The following is an 11,643-nucleotide window of genomic DNA, read 5'->3' on the forward strand; positions in this document are numbered from 1 at the left end:
ATTGTTACCCGCGGATCAGAAACGGGTCGCTATGCCGAAGTTGAATTCCTGCACGTCGTCGGTCGGTTGCTTCTTGACCGGCACCGCGTAGTCGATGCGGATCGGGCCGAAAGGCGAAGCCCACATCAGGCCGACACCAACCGAAGCGCGCAGCTTCATGTCGGTCGTCGACTGATCGACCAGGGCGGTATCGACCTTGCTGCCATAGAGCGTTGCCGCATCGGCAAAGACCGCGCCACGCAAGCCGAAGCTTTCCGGGATAACTGGCAGCGGGAACTGGGCTTCCGCCGAGGCATTGAAATAGGTGGTGCCGCCGAGGTGATCGCCACTGGTGCCCGTGGCAACAGGTCCGATGCCGCCATAGGCGAAGCCGCGAATCATGCGGTCGCTGCTCTGGAAGTGATCGAAGATACGCAAGCCGTCGTCGCCATAGCCTTCGATGTGGCCGGCACCGCCGGAGATCAGGCCGACCAGATCCAACTGCTCGGAAAGGGTCTGGTAGACACTGCCGCGGCCCGTCACCTTGACGAACTTGGCATCACCGCCGAGGCCGGCCACTTCCGTGGTCACATTGGCATAGATGCCTTCATGCGGGTTCTTCATGTCATCGATGGTGTTGTAGGTCAGGCCGAGGCTGACCGACGACTTGATCCACGGACTTTCGTCAATACCCTGAACGATCGCCGCCGAGATATCGCAATCCGCGTCCGGAATCCCATCTTGCGGCGTGTCATCGCAACCACTGTCGAGCTTATACTTCTCCTGCGCGATGTTGTACGCCAGCTGCGTCGAGATGTTGTCGGTGATCGGCAGGCCGAAGCGCACGGTCGCGCCCAACGTCTCACTGTCGTAGTGATCGTAGTTGCGCGTCTGCTGGAAGACGTCGAAGCCGGCCGCGATGCGGCGCCCGAGGAAGTAGGGCTCGGTGAAGGAGAAGCTGTAGTCGCGCGAGTTCTTGCCGCCGCCCGCCGCGATCTTGATGTACTGGCCGCGGCCGAGGAAGTTGCGCTCGGTGATCGAGCCTTCGACGGACGGCCCCGCCGTCTCGCCGCCGGTCGAGTAGCCAGCGCCGACCGAGAACTCGCCCGTCGACTTTTCGACCACATCCACCACCAGCACGACCTGGTCGGGCTGCGAGCCCGGCACCGTCGAGATGTCGACTTTGTCAAAGTAATTGAGCGCTTCCAGCCGCTTCTTCGCGCGCTGGATGAGCACCTGGTTGAAGGCATCGCCTTCGCTGACATCGAACTCGCGGCGAATGACGTAGTCACGCGTGCGGTCGTTGCCGCGGATTTCGATGCGCTCGATATAGGCCTTGGTGCCCTGATCGATCGTATAGACAACCGAAATCGTGTGGTTCTCAAAATTGCGGTCGCCACGCGGCGTCACCTGGGCGAAGGCATAGCCGGAACCGGCAACCTTCTCGGTCAGCGCGATGATGGAGTCCTCGACGTCCTTGGCGTTGTAGACGTCACCCTTGTGGGTTTCGACCACTGATTCCAGCGCCTTCGAGTCGACCTCGGGGATGGTGCTTTCGACACTGACGTCGCCGAACGTGTAGCGATCGCCTTCCTGGACGGTGATGGTGACCGTGTATTTGTTGGTGGTGTCGTCGAGCTCGCCGACCGCGGAGACGACCTGGAAGTCGGCATAGCCGTGATTGTAGTAGAAGCGGCGCAGCAGTTCCTGGTCGGCGCGCAGCTTGTCCTCGTCATAGACGTCGTCGCGCAGCACGAAGGAAAGCCAGGACGAACGCTTGGTGGCGATGACGTCCGAAAGGCGGCGGCTCGAATAGGCGCTGTTGCCGACGAAATTGATCGCGGCGATTTGCGTGCGGCCACCTTCATTGATGTTGAAGACCACGTTCACGCGGTTGTCGCCGAGTTCCATGATCTGCGTCGTCACGGCGGCGTCGTCGCGGCCGATGCGGCGATACGCAGCCTTCACCGCATCGACGTCCGAATCGAGCGTCTGCTGGGAGAAGGTGCCGCGCGGCTTCAGCTGCACGGCGACTGCCAGTGCATTGTCCTTGAGCTTCTTGTTGCCCTGGAACAGGACCTGGTTCACGACCTTGTATTCGGAAACCTTGACGACCAGCGAGGAGCCGACCTGGTTGATCTGCACATCCGAGAACAGTCCGGTGCCGAACAGCGCCTTGACCGCATCGTCGATGTCGGAGCTGGAGAAGGCCTTGCCGGGCTTGATCTGGATGTAGTTGCGGATGGTGTCGGCGTCGACACGCTGATTGCCCGTCACCTCGACTCTGGAGACAACGGCCGCCTCGGCAGCTGATGTGGCAACGAACTGCACTGCGAGCGCGCCTGGCACAACCAGAGCGGCGGACAAAGCCACCGCGGACGCGGCGCTCAGAAACTTGGATGCTGCCTTCATCGGGCTTTTGTACCTTTTCTCGTAGTCCCCACGGCGAGAAAACCGGACGTGCGGTAATTTTCCCATACCGTATTAACCGGATTTTCCCTACACGCAAGGCTTCTGGTTAATTTGTAATTACTTAACCCTGGTGCGTGGCTTTCGCGTCACGCCTTACCCCTGTGCATGGTAAACGGCGTCTCAACATTGCGGCTGCTGAAGCCAAATTTCTTCATGATTTCAGCATCCAAACAGATCGTTCCAGAATACGAACCCCATGAAGCCGAGCACCAGAAGCAGCCCGGCCCGATAGGCCATTTCCATCATCCGTTCCGACACCGGCCGGCGGATGACCGCCTCCACGCCGTAGAACAACAGGTGGCCGCCGTCGAGAGGGGGAATCGGCAACAGGTTGAGAATTCCTATCCCCACTGACAGGAAAGCAACAAGCTGCACAAGCCACTCGAAGCCGAGTTTTGCCGCCTGCCCCGACATTTTCGCGATCTTGATCGGCCCGCCCAGCTGGCATTTGTCCTCGCGGCCGACGAGGAAACGCTGCAGGAACTGGCCGGTGCGCTGAATGACGTGACCGGTCTCTTCGACGGCCGCTCCCACCGCGCCGACCGGATTGTAGGTGATGACGCGCGGCTGGCCGAGTTCCGTGCTGTTGGCGACGCCGATCACCGCCACCTTGATCTTGTTGCCCAGCGCGTCCTGCTGCTCCATCGGCTCCGGCGTCGCCGTGAGCGTGATCTCCTTGCCGCCACGCAGCATGGTGAAGGCGATGGCGTCGCCGGCGCGACCCTGGACCAGGCGCTGGACGTCGGCGAAGGTTTCGACCGCGCTGCCATCGACTTTGACGAATCGGTCACCGGGCAGGATGCCGGCTTTCTCGGCCGGGCTGCCGGCGACAACCTCGGCCACCATCGGATCCAGCACCGGGCGGCCATAGACGGAAAACAGCACGGCAAAGACGGCGATCGTCAGCAGGAAATTGAACAGCGGCCCCGCCACCACCGTGGCTGCGCGCTTCCAGATCGGCTGGGTGTGGAAGGCGACAGCGCGCTCGGCAGCGCTCAGCGTTTCCAGGTCCTCGGCGCTAGGCTGGCTCGACGTGGCATTCATGTCGCCGACGAACTTCACATAGCCGCCAAGCGGTATGGCGCAGAGCTTCCAGCGCGTGCCGTGGCTGTCGTTGAAGCCGAAGAGCTCGGGGCCGAAGCCGATCGAAAAGGCCTTGACGCCGATGCCGCACAAGCGGCCGATGAGGTAGTGACCCATTTCGTGCACGAAGACCACCACGGTCAGCACGAACAGGAACGGCACCAGCGTGCCGAGGACGAAGCCTTCCGTGCTGAACAACGCGTGAAGAATCTCGTTCAAGTCGTGTCCTCAAGATCGTGCGCGACGCAGGCCGTGCCGCGACTGTGACATCAATCCAGGCGAATCCGTGACGCAGCCCGTCTCTCGCCCTACGACATGCAGTTCAAACCGGAAACAGCCCCTGTGCCGGATGATCGGCGCCCGCCGATATCCATCCGATGACGTACAGGGCGAACGCCGCCGCGACAAGCCCGTCCACCCTGTCCATGACGCCGCCATGGCCGGGTATCAGGTTTCCTGAGTCCTTCTGCCCATGGCGACGCTTGACCCAGGATTCGAAAAGGTCGCCGGCTTGCGAGACGACCGACAAAGCCAGGGCGACAAGGCCAAGGATGCCGAGATTGCCGACCCCGGCCACCGCAGCCAGAAGCACACCCGCGATCACGCCGCCAATGGCGCCGCCGAGCGCTCCGCTCTGCGTCTTGCCGGGCGAGATCGACGGCGCCAGCTTGGGGCCGCCGACGGCGCGACCGACGAAATAAGCCGCTATGTCGGTCGCCCAGACGACGGCGAACAGGAAGAGGATCGCAATCAGGCCGGAATGGTCGCCGTCGCGCAGCATCGCCAGCGACAGGCCGGAGAGAGACGCATAGGCCAGCCCGGCGGCATCCCATTGCGCCGCCCCGCGCATTTGAGCGCTGGCGGCCGTGACCACAACTATGACCACGACGAGCGAGAGCAGCCAGGATGCCGGCACGCCGGCTATCAGGAAGCCGATGAAGGCCAGCAGCAGCGCCTCCGGCAGGAAGCCCAGGGACCCGCCGGTCGCCGGGCGCGCCATGCGTGACCACTCATAGAAAATGGTAGAGACGATGAAGGTGCAGAGAAAGCGGAACGGCAAGCCGCCGAGCCAGGTGAGCCCGAGGGTGACGGCGGCCAGCACGAGCGCCGAGATGACGCGCAGCTGGAGGTTGCTCATCTGGCCGCCGCTCACGAAGCGACGTCTTGGGCGGCAAGCCCGCCAAAACGGCGCTCGCGGCTGGCGAAGTCGCGCAGCGCGTCGGCCAGGTGCTCGCGGCTGAAGTCCGGCCAGTAGCAAGGCAGGAACACCAGTTCGCTGTAAGCCGCCTGCCACAAGAGGAAGTTGGACAACCTGAGCTCGCCGCTGGTGCGGATGACCAGTTCGGGATCGGGAATGCCGTCGGTATCGAGCGCGCCGGCAAAGGACTCCGCCGTGATCGCCTCGCTGTCGATCTCGCCGCGGACGGCCGCGGCTGCAAGCTTGCGCGCCGCGCGCACGATCTCGTCACGCCCGCCATAGTTGAAGGCGATGACCAGCGTCAGCGACTCGTTGCCGGCGGTGAGCGATTCGGCTTCCTGCAGCAGGCCCCTGATGTCCGGCTGCAGTCCTGACCGGTCGCCGACGATTCGCACCCGCACGCCGTTCTGGTGCAGTTCGGCAAGGTCGCGGCGGATGAACAGCTTCAAGAGGCCCATCAGGTCGCTGACCTCGGATTTGGGCCGCGACCAGTTTTCCGACGAGAAGGCGTAAACGGTCAGGAACGAGATACCGAGGCCAGGCGCGGCGCGCACCGTCTTGCGCAAGGCCTCGACGCCGGCGCGATGGCCGGCAAGCCGCGGCATGCCGCGCGCCTTGGCCCAGCGTCCATTTCCATCCATGATGATCGCGACATGCGCGGGCGTTGCCATGGTCTCGCTTTCGGGCCGGTGAAGGACCGACCCTAAACCTGCATGATTTCAGCTTCCTTATCGGAAAGCAGATGGTCGATGGTGCTGATCATCTCGTCGGTCAGTTTCTGCACCTGGTCGGAACGCTTGCGGTGATCGTCCTCGCCGATATTGCCGTCCTTTTCGGCCTTCTTGAGGAAATCCATGCCGTCACGGCGGACATGGCGGACAGCGACGCGGGCATTCTCGGCATAGCCGTGCGAAATCTTGACCAGTTCCTTGCGGCGCTGCTCGTTGAGCTCGGGCAGCGGAATCCTGAGATTGGTGCCGTCGACGATCGGGTTGAAGCCGAGATTGGATTCGCGGATCGCACGGTCGACGGCGCCGACCATCGCCTTGTCCCAGACCGACACCGAAAGCATGCGCGGCTCCGGCACGGATACGTTCGCCACCTGGTTGATCGGCATCGAGGTGCCGTATGCCTGGACCTGGATCGCGTCGAGCAGGTTGCTGGACGCGCGCCCGGTGCGCAGCGAGGCCAGATCATGCCGGAAGGCGGCGATCGCCCCGTCCATGCGCCGCTTGAGGTCGTCGAACTCACCACTCATCATCGTCTCCTCGACCCGTTTGCCGGGTTCACTGTTCAGGGCAACGGCCCCGTGCTCGAGCCTCGTTCCGAAAACCGGCTGTCGCTTTCATTAGCGGGCTTCCGGTTCGGATCACGCTCCGGATCAATCGTCCGCAACGACCGTGCAGCGGCCGCCGCCCCTCAGAATCTCGCCAAAACCACCCTTCTCGTGGATCGAATAGACGATTATCGGAATGTTGTTTTCGCGCGCAAGTGCAATCGCTGCCGTATCCATGATCGAAAGCCCGCGTTTGATCACTTCGGCATGGCTGATGCGCTCGAAGCGGGTCGCGTTGGGGTCCTTCTTGGGATCGGCGGAGTAGACGCCATCCACCTGGGTGCCCTTGAACAGCGCGTCGGCGCCGATTTCGGCGGCGCGCAGCGCCGCGGCCGAATCGGTGGTGAAGAACGGATTGCCGGTGCCGCCGGCGAAGATGACGACCTTGCCCTGATTCATGTAGGCAGTGGCCTGGCGCTGGGAGAAGCTCTCGCAAAGCTCCGGCATGGCGATTGCCGACAGCACCACGGCCTCGACGCCGATCTTGTTCAGCGAAGTGCGCAGCGCCAGCGAGTTGATGACGGTGGCAAGCATGCCCATGTGGTCGCCGGTGACGCGGTCGCCGCCCTTGGACGCAACCGCCACGCCGCGAAAGATGTTGCCGCCGCCGATGACGACACCAACCTCGATGCCCATCGCGCGCGCCTCGGCGATATCGGCGGCGATGCGGTCGACGACCGAGACATCGATGCCGAAATGCTGCTCGCCCATCAACGCTTCGCCCGACGCTTTCAGCAAGACACGTCGGTAGAGGGGCTTCGCCGTCATCTGAACCTCGTCATTGTGCGTGTGATGCGCCTGGGGTGGCCGCCCTCGCGCAGGCGCCGCGCCCAAAACAGCGGCGCGATGCGAGTTCCGATACACGAAGGGCGCCGCGATGTCACGCGGCGCCCCTGCGCAATCCCCGCTTGCGGACTGCGGCCGATCAGTCGCTGGCAACGCTGACGGCTTCGCCTTCGATGAGCACCGGCGACGCATAGCCCGCAGGTTTGTCGCCTGTCGTGGCGCCGCCAGTGACGCGGCCCTGTATCTCGAAACCGAAATAGGAATAGGGGAATGGCGCGGGGGACCGGCTCGCCTCGTCCAGCCTGCCGCGAAGATCGGCGGGAATCGAAAAATCCAGCGCGCCGAGATTGTCCTGCAGCTGGCCGAGCTTCGTGGCGCCGAGGATGACCGAGGCGATGCCCGGCTGCGTCGCCACCCAGTTGAGCGCCACCTGCGGCATGCTGCGGCCGAGTTCGGCGGCAACCTTTTCGAGCTCCGCCACGATCTTCCAGTTGCGCTCGGTGAATTTCTGGAACCCCGGATGGGTGGTGTTGCGAAACCCATCGAGCCGGCCGGCATTTCCGGCCTGCGCCGGCCGATACTTGCCGCTGAGCAAGCCGCTGGCCAGCGGGCTCCAGACCATGATGCCCGCCCCGTGACGCGTGCCGAAGGGGACGAACTCATGCTCGATCGAACGTTCGACGAGCGAATATTCGAGCTGCAAGGCCGAAACCGGCTCGTAGCCGCGCAATTCGGCAATCGCCTGGGCGCGGCCGGCATACCAGGCCGGCACGTCCGACAGACCGATATGGCGCACCTTGCCCGCGCGCACCAGGTCGTCCAGCGTGCGCATGACCTCTTCGGCCGGCGTCAGCCGGTCCCAGACGTGAAGCAGGTAGAGGTCGATGTAGTCCGTGCCGAGTCGCCTGAGCGAGGCCTCCACCGCGCGCATGATGTTCTTGCGGCCATTGCCGCCGCTGTTTGGATTGCCGAGCTCGGTGTTCATGGTGAACTTGGTGGCGATCACTGCCTTGTCGCGCAGCCCGCGCTGGGCGACGAATTCGCCGAGCCAGGTCTCGCTCGTGCCATTGGTGTAGAGGTCGGCCGTATCGAAGAAATTGCCGCCTGCCTCGACATAGGCGTCGAACATCGAGCGGGCGGTTTCCCGGTCGGCTCCCCAGCCCCATTCGGTGCCGAACGTCATGGTGCCGAGTGCGAGACGACTTACCCGAAGGCCGCTGTTGCCGAGCGTGTAGTAGCTCATAGTCATGGTGTTGTTCCGATCCAGATTGACGCCGCCTTTCAGCGGCCGGGAGTGGCCTTGACCCACGGGTTGCCGCGCTCATGCGTCATGCGGAACGTGAACCCATCCACTTTCCAGCCGGCTTGCGTGCGGGTCAGGTGGTGTTCGTAGGTGCCCCAGACTTCCCAGAGCGGGTCGCCATTGCCTTCCATCCGGTTCCAGGCGCAGCCGTTCGACGACACGGTGGCGCCATTGCCGTCGAATGCCACCTGGTGGTTGGTGCGCAGGTGCAGGCTGGTCTTGCTCCCCTTGAGGTTCGCCGACCAAGTGCCGATCAGCTCGTCGGAAGGGATGGTGGCCGGCGGCTGTCCGGAGAGGCTGCTGAAGTCCACCGTGACGAGATCTGCGAAGTAACTGCGGGCAAGCGGCCAGTCCTGTGCGTCGACGGCGCGGTCGATGGCGTCGGCAATGCGGATGACGGCGCGCTCATCGGCGAGCGCGCGCCAGTCGGACGATTCCGCCCCGCCGGCATCGACCGGCGCCAGCGCAATGCCGGCCGCGAAAGTGACGTGCTTCAACGCATTCATTTCATCTTCTCCTCGTACATCAGCGCGCTGCCGATGGTGCTGGCGACAATGTGGGCCGATGTGCCGGAATCGATAAGATTGCATTGTTCGCAATGACTATGCGATATCGTTCAGCAATGGATCGCGATTTGCTCAGCCATCTGCCAGTCGTCGTCGCCGTCGCGCGGCGCGGCGGCTTCGCGCTTGCCGCGGCGGAGCTCGGCATGAGCCCGTCGGCGGTCAGCCATGCGGTGCGTCTTGTCGAGGAGAGGATCGGTCAGCCGCTGTTCGCCCGCACGACGCGCAGCGTCTCGCTGACCGAGGCCGGCAAGGCATTGATCGAGACGGCGGCCCCTGCCCTGCAGGACATCGCCGAACGCATGGACCGCATCCGCGGCATCGGCGGCCGTCCGGCCGGGCTTCTCAGGATCAATGTCTCCCATATCGCCATCCCCCTGGCGGTGACGCCCGTGGTGGCGGCAATGGCGGAACGCTATCCGGACGTGACCGTCGAGCTGTTTGCCGATCAGGGCCTCGTCGACATCGTTGGCGAAGGTTTCGACGCCGGCATCAGGCTGGGCGAGATGATCGCGCAGGACATGGTGGCGGTCCGGCTGACGCCGCCATTCAGCGCCGTGATGGCCGCTTCGCCGGCCTATGTTGGGCGGCGCGGCCGTCCCGCCAGCGTGGCCGATCTCGCCAGCCACAATTGCGTCGGCTACCGCCTCGTGCGCAGCGGCGCGCTCTATCGCTGGGACCTGAGCGAGGACGGCAAGGACGTCTCGGTGGAGACGCACGGCACGGCAGTCGTCACCGATTCGCTCGCCGCGATCGACCTCGCGCTTGCCGGGGTCGGCATCATCTACGTCTTCGAGCCGCTGGTGCGCGCTCACATCGCCGCCGGCCGCCTTGTGCAGATCCTGCCGCAATCGGCGATAGAGGAACCCGGCCTGTTCCTCTATTTCCCGCGCCGGGCGTCGATGGCGCCGAAGCTCAGGGCCTTCATCGATACCGCACAAGAAATCGGCCGGGCATCCTCGCGGACGCCCGGCCGTGCTGCCTGAGCTCTGTAGCCTTACTTGTGCTTCGGCTATTTCTTGACCGCCGCCGCGACTTCCGCGGCGAAATCGGTCTCTTCCTTCTCGATGCCTTCGCCGAGCGCGAAGCGCAGATAGGCAGTGATCTTGGCCGGCGCGCCGATCTCCTTCTCGGCATCCTTCAGCGCCTTCTCGACGGTGATGTCGGGATTGAGCACGAAGGCCTGCTTGAGGAGCACGACCTCTTCGTAGAACTTGCGCAGACGGCCTTCGACCATCTTCTCGATGATCGCCTCCGGCTTGCCGGACTGGCGCGCCTGGTCGGAGAAGATCGCCTTCTCGCGCTCGACGGCCGCCGGGTCGATCTGCTCGGCGGTCAGAGCCATCGGGTTGGTGGCGGCGACATGCATGGCGACCTGGCGGCCGAAGGCGTTGGCGGCATGCTCGTTGCCGGTGGTCTCGATCGCCACCAGCACGCCGAGCTTGCCGAGGCCGTCGGCGACGGCGTTGTGCACATAGGTCGCCACCGCGCCGTGCGGCACGCTGAGCTTGGCCGAACGACGGAAGCCCATGTTCTCGCCGATGGTGCCGACCGCGTCCTTGATGGTCTCGGTGACCGACTTGTCGGAGCCCGGATATTTGGCGGCGGCCACCGCTTCGGTGGTGCCGTAGGCGAGCGCCACCTTGGCGACGTTGGCGACGATTTCCTGGAAGGCAGCGTTACGGGCGACGAAATCGGTCTCGGAATTGACCTCGACGACCGCAGCCTCGCGCACGCCGGAATCGACACCGATCAGGCCCTCGGCGGCGGTGCGGCCGGCCTTCTTGTCGGCCTTGGAGATGCCCTTCTTGCGCAGCCAGTCGACGGCCTCTTCCATGTTGCCGTTGGTCTCGTTCAACGCCGCCTTGCAGTCCATCATGCCCGCGCCGGTCAAGTCGCGGAGTTCTTTGACCTGTGCAGCCGAAATGCTCATTGTCGCCTCTTTGTTTCAAATGCGCCGACGCACCATCGATTCTCGATGATGCGCCCGGCGACAGCGCTTAGCGCGCCAAGATATTGGAAAGATGAAGGCCGGAACCGGCCTTCGCTATTTATGCTTCCGGGGTCTCGGCCGCCGGAGCATCGAGCGCCGGCTCGACCGGAGCCTCGACCGAGGCGCCGATGTCGACGCCGAGCGCGCCCTGCTGGCGGGCGATGCCGTCGATGGCAGCCTTGGCGATCAGGTCGCAGTAGAGCTGGATGGCGCGGGCCGCGTCGTCATTGCCGGGGATCGGGAAGTCGATCTTGTCCGGGTCGCAGTTCGAATCGATGATGGCGACGACCGGGATGCCGAGACGCTTGGCCTCGAGGATGGCGATCGCCTCCTTGTTGGTGTCGATGACGAACATTAGGTCCGGCGTCGAGCCCATGTCCTTGATGCCGCCCAGCGCCTTGTCGAGCTTCTCGCGCTCGCGGTCGAGGTTGAGGCGTTCCTTTTTGGTCAGGCCCTGGGCCTCGCCGGCCAGCAGCTCGTCGAGCTTGCGCAGGCGCTGGATCGAGTTCGAGATCGTCTTCCAGTTGGTCAGCATGCCGCCGAGCCAACGCGAGTTGACATAGTACTGGGCCGAGCGCTGCGCGGCGTCGGCGACGATTTCGGACGCCTGGCGCTTGGTGCCGACGAACAGCACGCGGCCGCCCTTGGCGACGGTGTCCGACACCTGCTTGAGCGCCTGGTTCAGCAGCGGCACCGTCTGCGACAGGTCGATGATGTGGATGTTGTTGCGGGCGCCGTAGATGTAGGGCGCCATCTTCGGGTTCCAGCGGTGGGTCTGGTGGCCGAAGTGAATGCCAGCTTCCAAAAGCTGACGCATGCTGAAATCAGGCAGAGCCATTCTCAAGTTCCTTTCCGGTTGGCCTCCACGGACACAGGCATTTTCGGACCGTGGTCCTCGAACGCCACCGGAGGTTTCAGCCGGATTTCTCC

10 protein-coding genes and 1 pseudogene are annotated in these 11,643 nt (G+C 64.1%); 1 reads left to right on the forward strand and 10 read right to left on the reverse strand.

The window, feature by feature from the left end:
- Positions 1-15: 15 nt before the first annotated feature.
- From bamA to PU724_RS28095, 8 genes and pseudogenes are all read right to left on the reverse strand, one after another.
- On the reverse strand, positions 16-2,391 hold the full coding sequence (gene bamA / locus PU724_RS28060) for an outer membrane protein assembly factor BamA (protein ID WP_127286427.1): 2,376 nt from the start codon (positions 2,389-2,391) through the stop codon (positions 16-18).
- 219 nt (positions 2,392-2,610) lie between these two features.
- On the reverse strand, positions 2,611-3,753 hold the full coding sequence (rseP, locus tag PU724_RS28065) for an RIP metalloprotease RseP (RefSeq protein WP_127286428.1): 1,143 nt from the start codon (positions 3,751-3,753) through the stop codon (positions 2,611-2,613).
- 103 nt (positions 3,754-3,856) lie between these two features.
- Positions 3,857-4,672: a phosphatidate cytidylyltransferase gene (locus tag PU724_RS28070; protein ID WP_354421852.1), complete on the reverse strand. Its 816-nt coding sequence runs from the start codon at positions 4,670-4,672 to the stop codon at positions 3,857-3,859.
- Between the two features lie 11 nt (positions 4,673-4,683).
- A pseudogene (locus PU724_RS28075) lies at positions 4,684-5,415 on the reverse strand (isoprenyl transferase); the annotation flags it as partial.
- A gap of 20 nt (positions 5,416-5,435) precedes the next feature.
- Entirely contained in the window at positions 5,436-5,990 is a 555-nt protein-coding gene (frr, locus tag PU724_RS28080; protein WP_127286039.1) for a ribosome recycling factor, read from the reverse strand.
- A 123-nt stretch (positions 5,991-6,113) separates the two neighbouring features.
- Positions 6,114-6,836, reverse strand: a complete 723-nt coding sequence (pyrH, locus tag PU724_RS28085) for a UMP kinase (RefSeq protein ID WP_127286038.1) — start codon at positions 6,834-6,836, stop codon at positions 6,114-6,116.
- Between the two features lie 157 nt (positions 6,837-6,993).
- Complete coding sequence (locus PU724_RS28090; protein WP_354421854.1) at positions 6,994-8,103, reverse strand: aldo/keto reductase; 1,110 nt, start codon at positions 8,101-8,103, stop codon at positions 6,994-6,996.
- Between the two features lie 32 nt (positions 8,104-8,135).
- Positions 8,136-8,663 carry a nuclear transport factor 2 family protein gene (locus PU724_RS28095; protein ID WP_354421856.1) on the reverse strand — a complete coding sequence of 176 codons (528 nt, stop codon included), beginning with the start codon at positions 8,661-8,663 and terminating at the stop codon, positions 8,136-8,138.
- Between the two features lie 116 nt (positions 8,664-8,779).
- On the opposite strand from PU724_RS28095, the gene PU724_RS28100 reads away from it, so the two are divergent.
- The gene (locus PU724_RS28100; RefSeq protein ID WP_127393699.1) at positions 8,780-9,706 is read left to right on the forward strand and encodes a LysR family transcriptional regulator; all 927 of its coding nucleotides are present in this window, start codon (positions 8,780-8,782) and stop codon (positions 9,704-9,706) included.
- Positions 9,707-9,732: 26 nt separating this feature from the next.
- Here PU724_RS28100 and tsf read toward each other — a convergent pair whose 3' ends face one another.
- On the reverse strand, positions 9,733-10,653 hold the full coding sequence (tsf, locus tag PU724_RS28105; RefSeq protein WP_127286034.1) for a translation elongation factor Ts: 921 nt from the start codon (positions 10,651-10,653) through the stop codon (positions 9,733-9,735).
- A 118-nt stretch (positions 10,654-10,771) separates the two neighbouring features.
- Positions 10,772-11,551 (reverse strand): 30S ribosomal protein S2, encoded by a 780-nt coding sequence (gene rpsB, locus PU724_RS28110; protein ID WP_127286033.1) that lies wholly within the window; start codon positions 11,549-11,551, stop codon positions 10,772-10,774.
- Positions 11,552-11,643 lie beyond the last annotated feature (92 nt).

Origin of the sequence: Mesorhizobium abyssinicae (genome assembly GCF_049887195.1) — a bacterium.
Classification (GTDB): Bacteria; Pseudomonadota; Alphaproteobacteria; order Rhizobiales; family Rhizobiaceae; genus Mesorhizobium; species Mesorhizobium abyssinicae.